Source organism: Carbonicoccus niuqiaonis (genome assembly GCF_050157065.1).
GTDB lineage: Bacteria > Actinomycetota > Actinomycetes > Propionibacteriales > Propionibacteriaceae > Avipropionibacterium.
On record NZ_CP189573.1, the window covers coordinates 2,957,962 to 2,976,360 of the forward strand.

Annotated in this window: 16 protein-coding genes; 6 read left to right on the plus strand and 10 right to left on the minus strand. The window is 70.4% G+C overall.

Annotated features, from left to right (window positions below; all coding sequences use genetic code 11):
- Positions 1 to 17: 17 nt before the first annotated feature.
- Positions 18 to 1,634, minus strand: coding sequence for a right-handed parallel beta-helix repeat-containing protein (locus ACQBAU_RS13535; RefSeq protein ID WP_465259369.1), 1,617 nt, complete (start codon positions 1,632 to 1,634; stop codon positions 18 to 20).
- 71 nt (positions 1,635 to 1,705) lie between these two features.
- Here ACQBAU_RS13535 and ACQBAU_RS13540 point away from each other — a divergent pair, with 71 nt between their 5' ends.
- Positions 1,706 to 3,901, plus strand: a complete 2,196-nt coding sequence (locus tag ACQBAU_RS13540; protein ID WP_465256954.1) for an outer membrane protein assembly factor BamB family protein — start codon at positions 1,706 to 1,708, stop codon at positions 3,899 to 3,901.
- A gap of 171 nt (positions 3,902 to 4,072) precedes the next feature.
- On the opposite strand, the gene ACQBAU_RS13545 is transcribed toward ACQBAU_RS13540, so the two are convergent.
- The 3 genes from ACQBAU_RS13545 to ACQBAU_RS13555 form a co-directional block, all read right to left on the minus strand.
- Complete coding sequence (locus tag ACQBAU_RS13545) at positions 4,073 to 4,639, minus strand: TIGR03086 family metal-binding protein (RefSeq protein ID WP_434551341.1); 567 nt, start codon at positions 4,637 to 4,639, stop codon at positions 4,073 to 4,075.
- A 140-nt stretch (positions 4,640 to 4,779) separates the two neighbouring features.
- Positions 4,780 to 5,412 (minus strand): acyltransferase, encoded by a 633-nt coding sequence (locus tag ACQBAU_RS13550; protein WP_434551342.1) that lies wholly within the window; start codon positions 5,410 to 5,412, stop codon positions 4,780 to 4,782.
- A gap of 208 nt (positions 5,413 to 5,620) precedes the next feature.
- Positions 5,621 to 6,556: a peptidoglycan-binding domain-containing protein gene (locus tag ACQBAU_RS13555; protein ID WP_465256953.1), complete on the minus strand. Its 936-nt coding sequence runs from the start codon at positions 6,554 to 6,556 to the stop codon at positions 5,621 to 5,623.
- 362 nt (positions 6,557 to 6,918) lie between these two features.
- On the opposite strand from ACQBAU_RS13555, the gene ACQBAU_RS13560 reads away from it, so the two are divergent.
- Positions 6,919 to 7,707, plus strand: a complete 789-nt coding sequence (locus ACQBAU_RS13560) for a glycosyltransferase family A protein (protein ID WP_434551344.1) — start codon at positions 6,919 to 6,921, stop codon at positions 7,705 to 7,707.
- A 6-nt stretch (positions 7,708 to 7,713) separates the two neighbouring features.
- On the plus strand, positions 7,714 to 8,499 hold the full coding sequence (locus tag ACQBAU_RS13565; protein ID WP_465256952.1) for a hypothetical protein: 786 nt from the start codon (positions 7,714 to 7,716) through the stop codon (positions 8,497 to 8,499).
- Positions 8,500 to 8,514: 15 nt separating this feature from the next.
- Here ACQBAU_RS13565 and ACQBAU_RS13570 read toward each other — a convergent pair whose 3' ends face one another.
- From ACQBAU_RS13570 to ACQBAU_RS13580, 3 genes are read right to left on the minus strand one after another with little or no spacing between them, the layout of a single operon-like run.
- A complete protein-coding gene (locus ACQBAU_RS13570; RefSeq protein ID WP_434551346.1) occupies positions 8,515 to 10,059 on the minus strand; it encodes a hypothetical protein in 1,545 nt (514 codons plus the stop codon).
- Between the two features lie 31 nt (positions 10,060 to 10,090).
- Positions 10,091 to 10,897 (minus strand): DNA-formamidopyrimidine glycosylase family protein, encoded by an 807-nt coding sequence (locus ACQBAU_RS13575; protein WP_465256951.1) that lies wholly within the window; start codon positions 10,895 to 10,897, stop codon positions 10,091 to 10,093.
- A 3-nt stretch (positions 10,898 to 10,900) separates the two neighbouring features.
- The gene (locus tag ACQBAU_RS13580; protein ID WP_434551348.1) at positions 10,901 to 11,362 is read right to left on the minus strand and encodes a ribose-5-phosphate isomerase; all 462 of its coding nucleotides are present in this window, start codon (positions 11,360 to 11,362) and stop codon (positions 10,901 to 10,903) included.
- An 83-nt stretch (positions 11,363 to 11,445) separates the two neighbouring features.
- Here ACQBAU_RS13580 and ACQBAU_RS13585 point away from each other — a divergent pair, with 83 nt between their 5' ends.
- The gene (locus ACQBAU_RS13585; protein WP_465256950.1) at positions 11,446 to 12,642 is read left to right on the plus strand and encodes an SGNH/GDSL hydrolase family protein; all 1,197 of its coding nucleotides are present in this window, start codon (positions 11,446 to 11,448) and stop codon (positions 12,640 to 12,642) included.
- A gap of 205 nt (positions 12,643 to 12,847) precedes the next feature.
- On the opposite strand, the gene ACQBAU_RS13590 is transcribed toward ACQBAU_RS13585, so the two are convergent.
- Both ACQBAU_RS13590 and ACQBAU_RS13595 read right to left on the minus strand, forming a co-directional pair.
- A complete protein-coding gene (locus tag ACQBAU_RS13590; protein WP_434551351.1) occupies positions 12,848 to 13,369 on the minus strand; it encodes a GNAT family N-acetyltransferase in 522 nt (173 codons plus the stop codon).
- Between the two features lie 67 nt (positions 13,370 to 13,436).
- Complete coding sequence (locus tag ACQBAU_RS13595) at positions 13,437 to 13,988, minus strand: mycothiol-dependent nitroreductase Rv2466c family protein (RefSeq protein WP_465259510.1); 552 nt, start codon at positions 13,986 to 13,988, stop codon at positions 13,437 to 13,439.
- Positions 13,989 to 14,217: 229 nt separating this feature from the next.
- On the opposite strand from ACQBAU_RS13595, the gene pepN reads away from it, so the two are divergent.
- Positions 14,218 to 16,827 carry an aminopeptidase N gene (gene pepN / locus ACQBAU_RS13600; protein ID WP_465256949.1) on the plus strand — a complete coding sequence of 870 codons (2,610 nt, stop codon included), beginning with the start codon at positions 14,218 to 14,220 and terminating at the stop codon, positions 16,825 to 16,827.
- Between the two features lie 7 nt (positions 16,828 to 16,834).
- Positions 16,835 to 17,638: a Nif3-like dinuclear metal center hexameric protein gene (locus ACQBAU_RS13605; protein WP_465256948.1), complete on the plus strand. Its 804-nt coding sequence runs from the start codon at positions 16,835 to 16,837 to the stop codon at positions 17,636 to 17,638.
- Between the two features lie 50 nt (positions 17,639 to 17,688).
- Here the strand turns inward: ACQBAU_RS13605 and ACQBAU_RS13610 are convergent, their stop codons facing one another.
- Entirely contained in the window at positions 17,689 to 18,357 is a 669-nt protein-coding gene (locus ACQBAU_RS13610; protein ID WP_465256947.1) for a DUF5130 family protein, read from the minus strand.
- Positions 18,358 to 18,399 lie beyond the last annotated feature (42 nt).

Below are 18,399 nucleotides of genomic sequence, written 5' to 3' on the forward strand. Positions count from 1 at the left end.
TGTTGGGTCGGCGCAGATCAGGGCTTGGGCGCGACGACGCTGCGTTGCCATCCGGTAGCAGAGTTCGTCCCGGTCACCTTCACGTACAGGGATCCGTCACCATCGTCGGTTCGGTGGTACGTGTGTCCGGGATCGGCCAGGACGACACCCTCGGGGCTGCCGGCACCGCGGAGACCGTGCCACCAGTTGCCCGACATCGGATAGGTGCCCTCGAACGCTTCGGTGTTCCGGTCCTGCACGTTGTCGTACAGGTGGTTCACCCCGATCTCGTGGTGGCCCGGGTCCTCGACGGTGTCGTTGCTGCTGAGGTTGACGCCGAACCTGTTACGCGTGCAGATGTTGCCGGCGACCATCACATGGGATGACGACGACACCTGGATGCCACTGATCGGATTGTCCGTGCACACGTTGTTGGTGACGATCACGTCGCGACAGTGGGTGATGTTGATGCCGTGGATCTTGGTGGTGTTGCGACAGGTGTTGCCGCTGATCACCGCGTTCTGGTCGAGAATCTTCTCGGGGAACTGGCGTACCGTGGGATCAAGGGTGATGCCCCCCGAGCCGTTGCCGTCGCAGACGTTGTCCGTGATGGTGAAGTCACGGTTCCAGGCCGGGACCGGGTCGCGGAACAGCCCTCCGGCGCAGATGCCCCAGCCGACCGAGTTCACCAGGCCGTTCCGTTCAGCACGGCACCCACGTACGTGCCAGTACTGCGAATAGGTGAAGACGACACCATGGCCGTCGTTCTCGATCGTCCGGCAGCCCTGGACGGTGACGTGCTTGACCTCGTCCCCGCTGAACCCGTGGCGGTTCGCGATGAAGTCACAGTTCTCGATGTGGCCGTGATCGGTGAACTGCATGCGCATCCCGAAGGATTGGCAGTTGCTGATCTTGGTGTCGCGAACGATCACCCGGTCCTCAGCGTGATGTCGCCCGAGAACCCGGATCCCCTCACCCCAGCCGTCCTGGACGACGCAGTCGGTCACGGTGAGGTCGATGGCGGGAACCGCAGCGGTCGCTGCGGCGTAGATCAACCGCTCGTTGTTGGGCACGGGTGGTTCCGGCGTGATCGAGCGCGCCCCGTCGAGGTGCAACCGATGGAACGTGACCGCACCCCTGGTCACGGCGAAGATCGAGCCTCCGACAGCCGCTCGGATCACCGGTCGACCGGCGGCGCCGAAGATCAACTGGTCCTTCCGCGGCCGTAGGACGCCCGTCACGCGATAGGTGCCAGGTGGGAGGAACACGCCTCCACCGTCCCCGGCCGCGTCGATGGTGGCCTGGATGGCGCCGGTGTCATCAGCGGTGCCGTCACCGACGGCGCCGTGGTCGGTGACATCGTGGATCTCCCCGTCGAAGGGCGAAACGCCGGATTGCGGCGCCGCCTCAGCGGGCCTCGAAGACCCCAACGCTCCAACCAGGCCAACCGTGCCCGCGGCTGCTGCGGCCAGCAGACCTCGCCGTCGATCAATCCGCTCCGGGACGTGCTCCGACATGTGTCCTCCTTGACAATGGTGCTGCGGTCTCCACGCATTCTGCAGAGCAGCACGGACTGCGTCAAGAGCCCGTGTCGGCAGTTGGGCCGCAACACCCACGTTGCCGGTGGGGTGCCAGGAGCAGCGGCGCAGCCGCAATGCGCCAACGGTTCACCCAGTGTTCTCCTCCGCCGCCGCTCGTCGTCAACCGCTTGGCACAGGCTGGGCCCATGACTCACACCGACCCCACGCCCCTCGTCAACCGCCGGACCGTCCTCGGCGGCAGCGCGGCCGTCCTCGTCGCGACCTCTGCCGGGCTCGGCTCCGAGATGCCGACCGCGAGCGCCGCTCGGCCGGACCCGACGACGTACGCCTTCTTCACCGACCCGCACGCCGATCCGGAGAATGCGGTGCAGATGGCGCGGCTGAAGGCGACGCTGGAGGCGATCGCGGCGGACGAGCCGGCGTTGGTGCTGCACGCCGGCGACGTCACCGAGTACGGCACGGTCGCCGAGTACGAGGCGTACGAGGCGGTCATCCCCGACAGCATCAAGGACAAGGTCGAACACGTCCCCGGCAACCACGAGATCCGCTGGGACGTGACCGCGTACGAGAACTACACCGAGCACGTCGACGAACTGAACTTCGAGGTGACCGTCGGTGGGGTGCAGTTCCTGCTGCTGGACCCGACGATCGTGCAGCAGGAGGTCGGCTACTACACCGAGGCCGACCTCGACTGGCTGCGCCGCCGGCTCCGCGCCAAGCCGGCCCACCAGCCGACCGTGATCGTCACCCACTACCCCACCGCGGAGGGCCACTACTACGTGGTGAACGCCGAGGAGCTGCTGGCCACCATCGAGGGCTGGAACGTCCGCCTGGTGCTCGCCGGCCACACCCACCGCCAGCACGTCGAACACCTGAACGGGCTGACCCACCTCGAGGGCGCGGCGGTCAAGAACGCCGCGCAGTACTACCGGCTCACCACCGCCCCGGTCGGCAACAGGCAGACCGTCGCGTCGCTGCAGCACGTGCTGATCCCCGATCCGGCCGACCCGGCCACGCAGACCGTCACCGACCTCGCCGACATCGACCTCGAACGGCAGCCGCGTCGCGACCCGCTGGACCCGCGGACCATCGACGTCCGGGTCCGCCGCAACGAACTGCACGTGTCCGTACGTGGGGCGAACGCTCCCGCGGGGACCACCGCGCGCGCCTCGCTGTACAGCCAGCAGATCTACGCCGGCCGCGTCACCGAGGCGTGGGTCCCGCTGGCCCGTACCGGAAGCACCTTCTCCGGCACGGTCGACATCTCCGACCTCACCCCCGGCGACCACCGGCTGAACGTCGAGCTGGTCGACGGCGTCCGCCGCTGGCGCGAGGTGGTCGCGTACACGATCAACGGCCCGGCGTACCGGCCGGTCTGGGAGATGCCGCTCGGCGGCATCATCACAGGCGCCCTGGGGCAGCTGGGTGACCGGGTGTTCGCCGGCTCGTCGGCCGGCTCGGTGACCGCGCTCGACCCGGGGCTGCGGCTGCCGGCGAAGGCGTGGTCGACCGAGGTTGGGCCGGCGCTGACCAACCTGACGGTCGACGAGGCGGCGGAGCTGGTGGTCGTCGGGTCGGCCAACGGTACGGTGACCGCGCTGCACGCCGACGCCGGTGGCGTCGCCTGGCGGACCGACCTGGGTCACCCGGTGATGGCCGACCCGCTGGTCGCCACGATCGCCGGTGAGCCGTCGGTGGTGGTGATGGCGGCCGATGAGCTGGTCCGGCTCGACGCCACGACCGGGGCCGTACGCTTCCGGCGCGCGCTGTCCGGGGTCAGCGCGGGGCGTCCCGCCGCCGACGACGACCGGATCTACGTCGGCCTCGGCGACGGAAAGGCCTGGGCGGTCGACGCCGCCACCGGTGAGCCGGTGTGGAGCCGCGAGCTGGCCAACCGGGCCGGCAGCTACCGCAAGCTGATCTACGGTCCGTGGACCCACCAGGTCACGCTGATCACCCCGGAGCTGGTGTTCGTGTCGACCGTCGCCGGCGGCCGCGCCCTCGACCGGGCCGCCGGCGAGATCGTGTGGGAGATCGCCAAGTCGTTCCTCTACACCCCGCCGCGGATCCTCGCCGACGGCGACCTGCTGCTGGTCGACGAGTGGGGTGAGGCCCGCCGGGTCGATGCCACCACCGGCGAGACCCGCTGGCTGACCGACCGGTTCGTGTCACGCTCCCTCGACGCCGGACCGGTCGTCACCGGTGACTCGGCGCTCGTCGTCGGCACGATGGGCGACCTCGCCGTACTCGACCTGAGCGACGGGTCGTACGAGAAGGTGCGCCAGTTGTCGAGCAGCCCGGTGGTCTCGAGCCCGGCCGCCGCCAACGGTGTGCTGGTCACCGGCCACCTGGACGGGGTGTTGCGCGGCTTCCGCGGCTGACGCCCCGGGCAGCCCACAGGCGTGGTCGGTCACCGAGTGGGCAGCAGGAGAGCCGAATTGCGTCGGATCAACCCTCCTCGTGCCCACTCGGTGTCGCGACGCCTCTCCAAGTGCCCACTCGAGGTGGGTGCGCCTCTCCGAGTGACCTTTCGACAGGCCCAAGGGGCGGACTCAGCGGGTCGGGGGCTGCCAGGCCGGGTCGCGTCCGATGAATCCGATCACCTGGTCCTGCAGGTCGGCATCAGCCGGTACGGGGACGCGCGGCCCGAACTGGCCGCTGGACCGCATCGCCTCCTCGGACTGCTGGCTGGCGGCGTGTCCGGCGGCCAGCCGTACCGGATCGAGCCGGTCGTCCTGGCCGGTCGCGCGGGCCAGGTCCCAGGTGTGCAGGAACACGTCGGGGGTGTAGATCATGTCGATCACCTGAGCGGTCGACATCTCGCCGAAGTGCGGGTTGCTCACCGGGGCCGCGCTCCGCTCCGGATCGTCCAGCAGCTGCTGCACCCCGGCGGTGTGCGCGTGCCACGCCGCGGCCGGGTCGTCGGCCACCGACGGTACGTCGGCGACCGGCGCACCCAGGACCTGCGGAAGCCACTCGATCAGGTGGGCCACGACGTCGCGCGCCTGCCACTCGGCGACCGGTGTGGGGACGTCCCAACCGTCGGCGGGGACGCCGTCCACCCGGGCGGTGAAGGTGGCCGCGACCTCGCGGTACTCGGCTGCGGGATCGGTGCTCATCCGGGGCTCCTCAGGTCAGTCGATGCCGTACGTGTTCTCAACCGTTTGGTTGCAGACAAGTCAACGCGACCTCGCCGCGATTGTCAACCCGATGGTTGAAATCAACGCCTCCATGGGGCCCGGGGTCAGGTCGACCCCACTCACCTGGGCCGCTCGCCGGGCGCCCTGGTGCGCAGCAGCTTGGCCGGGACCCCGACGTACAGGCCCTTCTCGGTGGTGAGCGCGGTGGTGACCACCGCGCCGGCACCGACGATGCTGCCGGACGCCACCGCCCCACCCGGGGTGATCGACACGTTCGCCCCGAGCCAGACGTCGTCGGCCAGCTCGATCGGCGCCCCGGTGCCGGTCCCGGACATCGGTACGCCGAGGTCGCGTGGATCGTGCTGCACCGTGGCCAGCACCACATGTGCGGCGACGTTGACGTGGTGCCCGACGGTGAGCCCGTACTGCCCGTACAGCGCGCACCCGGGCGCGAAGTGGGTGTCGGAACCGATCGTGGTGCGGCCGTTCTCGTCGCCCAAGGAGAGGTAGCTGTACGGATAGAACGTCACGTTGTCGCCGACCTCGAGCCGTCCGGTGCCTTGGATGAAGGAGTACGCCCGGAAGCACGACCCGTGCCCCAGGCGCACCCGCGACCGGTCCGAGGCCAGGGTGCCGTGACCGATCCGGACCCCGTCACCCACCGACCACAGCTCGGGGTGGGCGATCTCCACGCCCGGTTCGACGACGACGTCGTCGCCACAGCTGGCGAACCTGCTCCGGATGTCGGTCACGGGTCTCCCTCGACGAAGTGACTGGGTCGAGAAGAGTCCACCACACCGCCACGGTCCACGCGCCGGCGCTCCACGATCGCCCGCCCTGCCTGAACGGTTACGACCCGCCGCCGACCTGCGCGAAGCAGGTCGGCGGCGGGTCGATCTCCACCCCGATGTTCACCGGACCGGTCGAGTCACCCGTCGACCGATCCGGTGGCTCAGGGTGTCAGCGGATGGAGCCGACGTTGCCCTTCTGCTTGGCGACGCACTCACGGGCGAGGCTCTCCCACTTGGCGTACGCGTCGGGGTAGCCGGAGCGCTGTACGGCCTGGGCGGCGCGGGTGACCGACATGTTCTGCCAGCCGGAGATGTCGACCAGGCCCGGGTTCGGCGTGTGGCTGGCCTTGCCGTAGAAGGCACGAGCCGCGAGGACCGGGGTCCGGCACTGCGAGATGGTGCCCCACCCCTGGCTGGGCCGCTGCTGGAACAGGCCGACCGAGTCGCGGTCGCCGCCCGACAGGTTGCGCAGCGTCGACTCCTGCATGGCGCAGGCGATCGCGATGACCCAGCCGTACTCGGGGATCGAGTAGCCCTTGCCGACGCCGATGATGGTGCGGACGTGACCCAGCTGGGTCGAGCTCAGGTTGCCGTAGCCGGTGCCGCCACCGCCACCACCGCCGCCGCCCATCAACTTGCTCCAGGTCTTGACGCCGACGATGCCGTCCACGACCAGATTGTTTCGGCTCTGGAACGAACGGACCGCGCGCTCGGTCGCGGGCCCGAACACGCCGTCGCGGGTCAGGCCGCCGAGCTTGGCCTGCAGGCCCTTCACGACCGAGCCGCGGCTACCGCGCCGGACGACGTCGAGCAACTGCGACCAGGTCTTCGGTCCGACGATGCCATCGGTCTCGAGTCCCCTCGACCGCTGGAAGCTGACGACGGCCGCCTTGGTCTTGGGGCCGAAGACGCCGTCGACGCTGGCACCGAGGCGGGCCTGGATGAAGCGGACGTTGCTGTTGTTGCTGCCCGTACGAACGATCGGGAAGTCGACGGTGCTGGCCAGCGGGATGGCCGCGTGCGAGGTCGTGCTGACGAGTCCGGCGCCGAGCAGGCCGGCACCGAGGCCGGCCGAGCCGACCAGGAGGGAGCGACGGTTGAACATCTGGGGGATTCCTTTCGCGGAGGACGAGACGTTGGCCACGACGGTCTTCGGTGACCCGACCGGGCCACGCGGGGATCGCAGGTGTCTCGGACGCTATTCACGTGGCGGGCCACCCCACGCCATCCGACGTTGCCGCTTTCGGAAGCGCCGCCGGCACCGGGTCGTCCCGCAGGTGTGCCCTGGGGTGTCGCTCAGGGGAGTCCCCCGGTTTCGACGCGCCAACCGGCTTTCGACTCGCGGACAGGCCGATCGCAGGTAGCATGCGGTTACGTCAAGGCAGCGACCCGACCGATGGAGGGCACGTCCCCCGTGACCTGGAACACGAGCGTGAGCTGGAACACGAGGCCAAGCGAAGAATCAGCATGAAGCTCTCTTACTGCACGACCTGCATGGGCCGGGCGCACCATCTGAAGCAGACGCTGCCCCGGAACCTCGCCGACAATGTCGACTGGTCACGACCCGACGCCGTCGAGTTCATCGTGCTCGACTACTCCAGCCCCGACGACCTGCTCGAGTGGATCACCACCGACCCGCAGCTCGCCCCGTACCGGGACGCCGGCATCCTGCGGATCGCCCAAGCCCCCGGTCAGGACAAGTTCCGCCACTCCCACGCCAAGAACATGGCGCACGCGCTGGCCACCGGCGACTACGTCTGCAACCTCGACGCCGACAACTACCTGGGGGCCGGCTTCACCTCGTACCTGCGGTCGATCTTCCTGCGGCGACCGAACGCGATCGTCGCGACGAACCGCTTCGACGCCCGGCTGAACGCGGGCCTGTACAAGGGCAGCATGGGCCGGATCGCGCTGTCGCGCACCAACTTCCACCTGCTCGGCGGGTACGACGAGTCGGCCCGGTTCAAGGGCTGGTCGGGCGAGGACACCGACCTGATCATGCGGGCCTTCCGCGCCTTCCTGCGGCCGGTCTGGATCCGCAACCGCGACTACCTGCGGGTCGTGATGCACGACGACATGGAGCGGGTCCGCAACACCGACTTCGTCGACGCCGATGCCGAACTCGCCCGGATCGCCGCCCTCGACGGTTCCAACATGCGGCCGTTGCTGCGGTACGTGCTGAACCGGGCCGTGGCGCCACGGGTCGCCAACCGGGGTGCGCCGATCGGCTCCGGCGCCGTCCGCTTCCCGTCCTGAGGTCCGTTGTCCATCGATCGTCGGAGCCTGCTCGCGCTGGGCGGTGTCGCCACCGTGACCCTGGCGGCCGGCTGTGGTGTCTCTCCCCCGCAACGCGAGGAACAGCTGCAGTGTGCGCCGAAGTCGGCGATGACCGAGGTGTCAGCGATCGGCGGCCGGGCTCTGGTGTACGAGATCAGCGAGACCCCGAGCAGCTTCCCGATCGAACCCGGATTCCTGGCGTTGTTCGAGACCTGGCAGCAGTACTGGCTCGACCACAGCGGCCTGCCCGGCCACGATCAGATCTGGACGTACGGGGCGTGGGTCGACAACGGCGGCTGCAACTCCTGGCACGGCGCGGGTCGGGCGTTCGACATCGGCCGGCTCCGACTCGACGGCGTCCCGATCGTGTCGTGCCGCGAGGACCTGTGGTCGGTGATGGACGACCAGGCCCAGCGCGACGTGTTGCGCCGCCGGTACTGGGCGTTGGCGGCCAGTCTCCACCTGAACTTCGCGTACGTCCTCACCTATCTGTTCGACGACGCCCACCGCAACCACATCCACGTCGACAACGGTGTGTCCGGTACGGAGCTGAGCCGCTTCAGCACCCGGTCCCGGGTGCAGTGCCAGGCGCTGCAGGCGATCTGTACGTACCTGTGGAACGTCCCGGTCGAGCTGACCGGCGAGTGGGACACCGCGACGAAGGCCGCGACCACCGAGGTGCTGTCGCGGCTCGGGGTCGCCGGCGACGCGGCCCGGGGTGACAACTGGGCGGCCTTCCTGGCCGCCTCGGTCGGCCGCGCCGCGGAGTGAGCCCGGTCCCGCCGGTCAGGTGGTCGGGGCGAGCACGAGCCACGCGAGGGCTTCGGCCACCTGGTCGGCGGCGGCTGCGGCGTCCCGATCGGTGCTGCCACCCAGCGCCGCGCCGATGCTCAGCGCCTCCAGAGCCGCGCTGACCTCGTACCGGATCCGGCGGTCGTGGCGGGCCAGCAGTTCGCCGTAGCTGCAGGCCCACCCCGCGGGATGCGGCGGGTCCAGCTCGGCCAGCATCCGCGCCACGGCCAGGGTGTACGCGTCGTCGGGCAGTCCCGCCGCGGCGAGCGCGTCACCGCGCAGTCCGGCACCCCAGCTGGCACCGAGCAGTCGTACGGCGTCGGCCCTGCCCTCCGCGGTGGTCAGCACACGCTCCAGGCCGCCGCCTGCCGTGGCCGGGAACGTCGCCGGTCGACCGAGGTGGCGGGTCGGATCGAGGCCGGTGAGCTGGCGGGCGGCCAGCACCTCCGGCAGCACCAGGGTGGCACCGCGTGCCGGGCGGTCGTCGCCGCCCGCGGGCCCAGTGGCGAGGGCGGCCAGGCCGGCGGAGGCACGTTCGGCCAGCTCGACCTCGCCGGTGGTGATGGCCCGGCGGGCGAGCAGGGCGACCGCGAACGCCGAGGATGCCTCGTCGACCCGGGCACACAGCCCGTCCAGGGCGTCGTCCCAGTCGCCGCGGGACAGCCCGCCGGTGCTGTCGCCACCGAGGAAGCGTTGCACCACCAGTCCGGCAGCCGCGGAGTTGATCATGATCCCCTGCCGGACGGTCGGCCAGGTCCGCTCGGCCAGCGCCAGCTGGCGGTCGACCAGGTCGGTGAGCGTCGGGGCGAACCGGACCGAGACGTCGACCAGGCCCCGGGGACCGGCGAGCGGGAGGTCGAACCGTTGCCCCGGCTCCCCCTCCAGTTCGGTGGTGCCGGTCTCGTCACTGCTGTCGTCCAGCCCGACGACGCCGAGGTCGGGGTGGTGCAGTCGACACACCTCGCCCGCCTCGAACCAGGCCCACTCGGGCAGCACCTCGTGTCGGCCGTGGCCGAGCTCGCGGGGTGAGTCGTACGACTCGCCTCGCAACCTGATCACGTGTTGGGCACCCGGCTGCAGGGTGAACCCGCCGGCCTCGGCGAACGGGCCGTCACCGCGCAGTTCGCCCTGCAGCAAGGAGAATCCGTACGTCGGGTCCCCCTCACTCTTCGGCAGCACGGTGACCGACGCCTCGGCTCCGGCGCGGACCGCCCAGCCGGCCCAGCGGTCGCCGACGGTGATCAACAACGGCAGCTGGTCGACGTACACCTCGTCGGCGCTCGTGTTGGCGACCGCGACCCGGATGGCCCAGGTCCGGTCGAGGCTGTGCCGTACCGAGATCCGCAGCGGGCCGACGGTTGCGGTGTGGGCGACCTCGTCGACCTCCCACTCCGGTGCCCCCATGTCGACGAACCGCTCCGTGGAGTTGATCATGACCGGGCCGATCCCCCAGCCGACGACGGGACCACCGGCGCGCACCAGGATCGCGGCGCCGGCGGCGTCGACCAGCTCGGCGTCGCCCCATCGGATCGATTCCATGATCAGCTCCCCCTCCGGACCGTCGACACCGTCATGAGCGACGCTGGCAATTGCCACACCAGTAGAGGTTCCGGGCTTCCAGGGACGCCTTGCGCACCTGCGAGCCGCACACCAGGCAGGGTTGGCCGTGGCGGCGGTAGACGTACACCTCGCCGCCGTGGTCATCGACCCGCGGCGGTCGTCCCATCGCCTCGGGCGTGTGCTCGGGCCGTACGGTGTCGATCCGGTCGTCGACCACGCCGATCGGCATCAGCGCGGCCAGGTCGTCCCACACCGCCTGCCAGGTCCGCTGCTTGATCACCCGGCCCTCCCGTAGTGGGTGCACCCGCTGTCGGAACAGCACCTCGGCCCGGTAGACGTTGCCGACACCCGAGATCACCTGCTGGTCCATCAACAGCCCGGCGACGGTGCGTCGGGAGGCGTGGATCCGACGCCAGGCACGACTCGGGTCGGCGTCCGGGTCGAGCGGGTCGGGCCCCAGTCGCGCGATCACCGCGGCCAACTCGGTGTCGGTGATCAACGCGCACAGTTGTGGTCCGCGCAGGTCGGCGGCCACCTCGTCGGTTGCCAGCCGTAGCCGGACCACGCCGACCGGTGGGCCGGGCGGGCCGAACCCGAGGCCGCCGATCAGGCCGAGGTGGATGTGGATCCACTGCTCACCTTCGAAGCCGACGAACAGGTGCTTGCCGACCGCCTTCGCGCCGGTGAACCGTCGGCCGTCGACCACCGCCGCCGATGCGGAGAAGCGTCCCTGCGGACTGCTCACCTGCAGGTCGTGGCCGGTGAAGTGTCGGTTGAGGTCGAGGGCGAGCCGGTGGAGGTGATGGCCTTCTGGCATCGATCAGCCGGGCAGCGAGCCGGTGGTCTCGTACGTGGCCAACAGGTCGATCCGGCGGGTGTGCCGTTCCTCACCGGAGTACTCGGTGGCCAAGAAGCTGCGCACCAGCTCGATCGCCTCGGCCTCGGTGTGCTTGCGGGCCCCGACGGCGACGACGTTGGCGTTGTTGTGCTCGCGGGCCAGCCGGGCGGTGTCGGCGTCGTAGGCCAGCGCGGCGCGCACCCCCTTCACCTTGTTGGCCGCGATCTGCTCGCCGTTGCCGGAACCGCCGAGCACCACACCCAGCGAGCCCGGGTCGGCCACGACCGCCTCGGCGGCCGGGATGCAGAACACCGGGTAGTCGTCCTGGGCGTCGTACGCCGCGGGCCCGTGGTCGACCACGTCGTGGCCGTCGGACTGCAGGGCCGCCACGAGCGCCTGCTTCAGTTCCCAGGCCGCATGGTCGCCGCCGATGTGTACGCGCATGACGAGCACTCTAACGCTGCTGCGATGATCGGGGTTGCGCAGGTTTGCCGTGACCACCGTCTTGCCCGAAGGAGCGCCACTCCGTGACCTCGACCAGCCCGTCCCCGACCACGACCTCGCCGGACACCACCGCACCGGACACCACCGCACCGGGCACCGTGGCCACGTTCCGCGCCGCGGAGCTGGCGGTGACCACCGCACCGGCGACCGGCTCGGACCGTGACGTGGCGTGGCTGTCGCCACGGCAGGCTCCGTTCGAGGTGGCCGGGTTCGGCTGGTTCGCCGAGGAGGGTGTGTACCGCCGGTTGCCCCAGCGGTCGCCCTGGCCGCTGCGGCCCGAGGTGGACCGCAAGGCCGACGCCACCGCCGGCGGGCAGCTCCGGTTCACCACCGACTCCACCGTGCTCGCGGTACGGATGTCGCTGACCGGGGCGCCGACGATGAACCAGATGGCACCCACCGGGCAGGCCGGCGTGGACGCGTACGTCAGCGAGCAGAACGCCGACGGCAGCTGGACCGAGCCACGGTTCTGGGCGGTCGCCCGGCCCGCGGTGGACGCCGCCGAGTACGAGCGTGTGTTGCTGCCCGCCATCCCCGCACCCGCACACGGGTTGCGGATGATCACCCTCAACCTGCCGCTCTACCTGGGCGTCACCGAGGTGGAGGTGGGCCTCGCCCCGGAGTCGCAGGTCGCCGCACCGCGACCCTTCGCCGTACCGGGTCGGGTCGTCTTCTACGGCACCTCGATCACCACCGGCGGCTGCGCGACTCGGCCCGGGATGACCTACCCGAGCATCCTCGGTCGTCGGCTCGACCAGGAAGTGATCAACCTCGGGTTCCCCGGCGACGGGAAGGGCGACCCGGAGGTCGCCCGGCTGCTCGGCCAGCTCGACGACGTGGCCTGCCACGTCCTCGACTACGAGACCAACGTGCTCGAGACCGAGAAGGTCCGGACCACGCTCACCGACTTCATCCCGATCCTGCGGGAGGCCCGGCCCGAGGTCCCGATCCTGGTGATCACCAAGGCGCGCTGTGCCCGCGAGGCCTACGACGCCGAGCAGGTCCGGTCCCGACTGGAGCGCCGCGACATCCAGCTGGAGATCGTGGAGCGACACCGTGCCGCCGGCGACGAGCACGTGCACTTCCTCGACCTGGGACACCTCGACATGGCGGCAGGCACCGTCGACGGCCTCCACCCCACCGACCTCGGGTTCACCTGGTACGCCGACGCGATCGAGCCGAAGCTGCGACGGATCCTCGGCGGGGACACCTCCCGCTGAGCCCCGGACGCCCCGCTGACCCGAGATGCCGGTCGAGCCCGTCGAGGGCGCCCGGCGATTCCCTGATGGCTGGGCGGAGAAGGGCGTTTCAGCGACACAGCCGACACATACGTCCAGCTGTGTCGCTGTGGCGCCCTTCTTTACGAGCACCCCGCCCCCACAGCCGCCCGGCGACGCCTCTCGACAGGCTCGTGGCGCGTTGGGGTCAGGCCGGCGACTGGGTCCGGACCATCCTGACCTCGGCGACGCCGAGGTCGTCACGGGTCTTCCGGCCACCGTCGAGCTCGAAGCCGTGCCGGCGGTAGAACGCGATCGCCCGCTCGTTGCCGTCCAGCACCCACAGGTACGCCGGGGCGTCACCGACCGCGACCTGCAGCAACCGATCGGCGATCCCGGTGCCGTGGGCGACGCCCAACAGGTGGATCGACGCGAGCTCCAACGCGACCGGCGCGTCGAGGTCACGAGCGATGCACGCGTTCGCGACCCCGACGATCTCGTCGTCGGACTCCCCGTCGACGACCAGCCAGAAGTACTCGCCGGCGGCCATCAGGTCACGCCACAACTCGGCCTGCTCGTCGAGCCGCGACCGTACGGCATGGGCGGCGAGCACCGCCTCGGGCAACAGCCCCGGGTAGGCCTGCTGCCAGATGCGGTCGAGCGTGACCACCGCAGCATCGGCGTCGGCCGGCGTGGCCTGCCGGATCCGGAACCGTCCCGCCGACACCATCAGCCGACGCCCATGATCAACAGCTGCGCCGACGGACCGACCATGATCACCTTCACAAAAGCAATCGTCAGTCGAAGATCGGCCCGACCGTACGGGACCGCTTCAGCTCGAAGAAGCCCGGGTAGCTCGCCAGCGCCCGGGCGCCGTCGAACACCACCCCGGCCTGTTCTCCCTTGGGTGCCGGCGACATCACGGGACCGAAGAAGGCGACTCCCTCGATGTGGATCACCGGCGTCCCGACGTCGTCGCCGACCGGGTCCATCCCCGCGTGGTGCGACGACCGCAGGGCGTCGTCGTTCGCATCGGTGTCACCAAGATCAGCCAGCGTGATCGGCAACCCGATGTCGGTCAGTGCCGCCTCGAGGGTGGCCCGCGACCGCTCCTCCTTGTTGAGGTGGTAGCGGGTCCCCAGGGCGGTGTAGAACTCGCGCAGCTTCTGTTGACCGTGCTCGGCCTCCACCCCCAGGCACACCCGGACGTGGGCCCAGCCGCGGTCCATCGACGCGCGGTAGCCGGGCTCGAGATCACGCCCCTCGTTGAGCACCGACAGGCTCATCACGTGGAAGATCGTGTCGACGGGACGGACCTGCTCCACCTCGAGCATCCAGCGCGACGTCATCCACGCCCACGGACACCCCGGATCGAACCAGAAGTGCACCTGGGTGCGCTCGGTGTCACCGACCCCGAGGCGGGCGGCGGCCTCCTTGACCTTCTCCCCCACACCCGCCGCCTGGGTCTTCAGACCCGCGGCGATGTCTTGTGCTGCACCGACCACCTGCTGCTTGCGATCTTCCGTGGCTGCCATGGCGTCAGCGTAACCAAGCCCCGTGGCATGAAAGTATTTGCCCATGTCCGATGCCAACATCCTGCGCAGCGAGGCCCGGCAGCGTGCCGCGTTGCTGTCCACCGACAGCTACCGCGTCCACGTCGACCTGTCCGGCCGCACCCCGTCCGACACGCCGCTGGCCGAGCCGACGAAGACCTTCGTCTCGACCTCGACGATCCGCTACACCGGCAATGAGGAAGGGACGACCCACGTCGACCTGATCGCCGACGAGATCGTGTCGGCGACCCTGGACGGGAGGCCGTTGGCCGTCGACGACTTCGAGGGCCACCGGTTCACGCTGCCGGTCGCCCCCGGCAGCCACGAGCTGACCGTGACCGCGATCTGTCGCTACTCCCGCGAGGGCACCGGCCTGCACCGCTTCGTCGACCCGGCCGACGACCGGGTCTACCTGTACACCCAGTTCGAGGTGCCCGACGCCCGCCGGGTGTACGCCTGCTTCGAACAGCCCGACCTGAAGGCGACCTTCGAGATCAGCGTCACCGCCCCCGCGGGCTGGACCGTGGTGTCGAACTCCGACCGCGTGGAGCCGCAGCCCACCTCGGACGGGTTCGCCCGGTGGGACTTCGCCGCGACCAAGCCGATGTCGACCTACATCACCGCGATCGTGGCCGGTGAGTACCACCAGGTGACCGACTCGTACGCAGGCCGCAGCGGCACCGTACCGATGTCGGTGCTGTGCCGGCAGTCGCTGGCCGAACACCTCGACGCCGACCGCATCCTGGCCACCACCAAGGCCGGCTTCGACGTGTTCGAGAAGCACTTCGACATGCCGTACGCCTTCGGCTCCTACGACCAGTCGTTCGTCCCGGAGTACAACATCGGCGCGATGGAGAACGCTGGCTGCGTCACCTTCCGCGACGAGTACGTGTTCCGCTCCCGGGTCACCGCCGCCGCCCTCCGTGGCCGCGACAACACGATCCTGCACGAGCTGGCCCACATGTGGTTCGGCGACCTGGTGACCATGACCTGGTGGGACGACCTGTGGCTCAACGAGTCGTTCGCCGAGTGGGCCTCCCACTTCGCCCAGTCGGAGAACGACGAGGACGCGTCGACCGCGTGGGCCGAGTTCTGCAACAGCCGCAAGACCTGGGCGTACCGGCAGGACCAGCTGCCGTCGACCCACCCGATCGCCGCCGACATGGTCGACCTCGACGCCGTCGAGCTGAACTTCGACGGGATCACGTACGCCAAGGGCGCCTCGGTGCTGCGGCAACTGGTCGCCTACGTCGGACGGACCGAGTTCCTGGCCGGCGTGGCCGCGTACTTCGCCGCCCACCAATACGGCAACACCCAACTGTCGGACCTGCTGACGAAGCTGGAGGAGGCCTCGGGCCGCGACCTGTCGGACTGGTCGGCGCAGTGGCTGGAGGTGGCCGGCGTCAACACGATGCGGGCCGACTTCGAAACGACCCCCGAGCCCGGCGAGGGGACCGAGACGTACTCCCGGTTCACCGTGGTGCAGACGGCGCCGCAGGACTGGCCGACGCTGCGGTCGCACCGGATGTCGATCGGGGTGTACGCCTTGCGCGACGACGTGCTGACGCGGGTGAAGCGGGTCGAGTGCGACGTCACCGGACCGAGGACCGAGGTCCCCGAACTGGTCGGCGTCGAGGTCGGTGACCTGGTGCTGCTGAATGACGACGACCTCGCCTACACCAAGATCAGGTTGGACCCGGCGTCGTTGGCGACCGTCGTCGAACACATCGCCCAGATCGACTCACCGCTGGCCCGCGCCGTGCTCTGGGGTGCGGCCTGGGACATGTGCCGTGACGCCGAGATGGCGGCCGCCGACTACGTCACCATGGTGCTGGGCGGGATCGGGGTGGAGTCCGACCTGACCGCCGTCGGCGCCCTGCTGAAGCAGTCGGCCACCGCGGCCGAGTTGTACACCGCGCCGGGTGAGGCACGGACGGCTGCACGCGTGGCACTGGAGCAGGGGATCGCACGGCAGTTGCGGGACGCCGATCCCGGCTCGGACCACCAGCTCGCGTTCGCGAAGGCACTCGCCACGGCGGTCACCGGGGACGCGGGCGGTTCGCTACTGCGCGGCTGGTTGGACGGCGAGGAGGTGCCCGAGGGGTTGGTGATCGACACCGACCTGCGGTGGTTGTTGATCACCGAGCTGGCTCGACTCGGCGCCGCCTCGGAGGCCGACATCGACGCCGAACTGGAACGGGACAACACGATCACCGGTCAGGAGGCTGCCGCTGCGGCCCGCGCCGCTCGGCCGACCCGGGCCGCCAAGGCCGCCGCCTGGCACCTGATGGTGGAGGCCCCGGACGTACCGAACGAGACGCACCGCAAGGTGTGTCGCCAGTTCGTCCGGGCTGGTCAGGAGGACCTGCTCAGCCAGTACGTCGAGCCGTACCTGCGCACCGCGGCCGCCATCAGCGAGCACAGCGGGGTGTGGGCCGACCGTGGCCTGCCGCTGCAGAACGGGTTCTTGACGTTGGCGTTCCCCGACCTGGTGGCGAGCGAGGAGCTGGTCGACCGGGTCGAGCAGTGGCTGCGGACCGACGGGCTGTCGGACCAGGTCCGCAGACTGGTCGGTGAGCGGCGCGACGACGCCGTCCGGGCACTGCGCTGCCACCGGGTCCGGGCCGGGCGGTGACGGCGGCGTGACCGCCTTCGGCGAGCTGACCGGATGGCTGGACGAGCAGTACCCGCCGGCGTCGGCGGCGGCCTGGGACCGCGTCGGGGTCGTCTGCGGTGAGCCAGACCGCAGCCTCGGCTCGGTACTTCTGACCGTCGACGTCACCCCTGCCGTGGTGGCGCAGGCCCGCGAGCTCGGCGCCAGCGCGATCGTGGCCCACCATCCACTGCTGCTGCGTGGGGTGCACGGGATCGACCCACGGCATCCGAAGGGTCGGATGGTCACCGACCTGGTGCAGTGGCGGATCGGCCTGTACTGCGCCCACACCAACGCCGACATCGGCCCGTACGGGACGGTGGCCGCCCTCGCCGACCGGCTGGGGTTGCGTGAGCCGCGGCCGTTGGTGCCGAGCGGTGACGACCCGGCATCCGGCCTCGGTCGGGTCGGCACGGTCGAGCCGACCACGGTCGGCGACTTCGCCGCACTGGTGGCCGACCGGCTCCCCCGGACCGCCGTCGGGGTACGGGTGGCCGGGGATCCGGACCGTGCCGTGACGACCGTCGCCGTGCAGGCCGGTGCCGGGGACGACCTGTTCGACGAGGCCCGACGGTCGGGCGCCGACCTCTACCTGACCTCGGACCTGCGGCACCATCCCGCGTCCGAAGCGCTGTGCTGGCCCGAGTCGCCGGCGCTGCTGGACGTGGCCCACTGGGCCGCCGAGTGGACGTGGCTGCCGGTGCTGCAGCAGCGCATGGCTGACGGTCTCGGATCCGTGCCGACGGTCGTCTCCGACCTCAACACCGACCCCTGGACGTCCCGGGTCGGCTGAACCGCTGCCATGGCCTCGACGGCCGTGACCCGACGGCTGAGTGGGACGCCTCAGTGATCGAGGGCGGCGGCGCTCTCGGCGGAGGCGTGCAGCAATTCGGGCTGACGGGCGTGCCGGCCGAGCAGGCCCACCGCGTCGATCAGGCCGGTCACCGGGTCACCCTGCTCGTCGGCCGCGTACGCCGCGACCCCGGCCTGCACCATGTCGTCCTCACCGAGGTGGCGGACGGCCTCCTCGCCGCCGGCGAACTCGAGGATGTCGTTCTCCGGGTCGGACATGATCAACACCGACCGGTCGGGGTCGGGCAGCGAGTGCAGCAGCTCCAGCGCGTAGTCGGCCGAGTCGGTGCCCTCGGGCACCGGGCCCAGGAACAGCGAGAACTCCAGCCCGGACTCCCGCTCGGCCTGCCGTACCGCGCGGATCAGCGACTCGCGCTCACCGATCGTGTACGGCTGCTGCTCCTCGGAGCTGTCGACCGCTGCGGGCAGCGGGTCACCCGGGTTGATCCAGTACGCACCGTGCTTGCCGGCACCGCCGCGGGCGAGCCGGGCCAGCGCCCCGCTGTGCACCAGCAGCACCAGGACGATCGCGATCAGCAGCGGCAGCCCGATGATGAGGCCGATCATCTCGAGCCAGCTCGGCTCGACCACCTCGGGCCAGTGCGGCAGGGTCTCCAACGGCAGCAGGGCCACGATCTGGTGCGGCAACACGTACGACATGTGCCATACGGTAGTCCAGACAGCACCGAGTCAGCGAGAAGG

What these genes read in the sequence shown, in the direction of transcription:
- ACQBAU_RS13555 (WP_465256953.1), bottom strand. Translation starts at nt 6,556, where the DNA reads ATGTTCAACCGTCGCTCCCTCCTGGTCGGCTCGGCCGGCCTCGGTGCC.
- ACQBAU_RS13560 (WP_434551344.1), top strand. Translation starts at nt 6,919, where the DNA reads ATGAAGCTCTCTTACTGCACGACCTGCATGGGCCGGGCGCACCATCTG.
- ACQBAU_RS13590 (WP_434551351.1), bottom strand. Translation starts at nt 13,369, where the DNA reads ATGGTGTCGGCGGGACGGTTCCGGATCCGGCAGGCCACGCCGGCCGAC.
- ACQBAU_RS13595 (WP_465259510.1), bottom strand. Translation starts at nt 13,988, where the DNA reads ATGACGTCGCGCTGGATGCTCGAGGTGGAGCAGGTCCGTCCCGTCGAC.
- ACQBAU_RS13610 (WP_465256947.1), bottom strand. Translation starts at nt 18,357, where the DNA reads ATGTCGTACGTGTTGCCGCACCAGATCGTGGCCCTGCTGCCGTTGGAG.
- pepN (WP_465256949.1), top strand. Translation starts at nt 14,218, where the DNA reads ATGTCCGATGCCAACATCCTGCGCAGCGAGGCCCGGCAGCGTGCCGCG.
- ACQBAU_RS13580 (WP_434551348.1), bottom strand. Translation starts at nt 11,362, where the DNA reads ATGCGCGTACACATCGGCGGCGACCATGCGGCCTGGGAACTGAAGCAG.
- ACQBAU_RS13575 (WP_465256951.1), bottom strand. Translation starts at nt 10,897, where the DNA reads ATGCCAGAAGGCCATCACCTCCACCGGCTCGCCCTCGACCTCAACCGA.
- ACQBAU_RS13570 (WP_434551346.1), bottom strand. Translation starts at nt 10,059, where the DNA reads ATGGAATCGATCCGATGGGGCGACGCCGAGCTGGTCGACGCCGCCGGC.
- ACQBAU_RS13540 (WP_465256954.1), top strand. Translation starts at nt 1,706, where the DNA reads ATGACTCACACCGACCCCACGCCCCTCGTCAACCGCCGGACCGTCCTC.
- ACQBAU_RS13545 (WP_434551341.1), bottom strand. Translation starts at nt 4,639, where the DNA reads ATGAGCACCGATCCCGCAGCCGAGTACCGCGAGGTCGCGGCCACCTTC.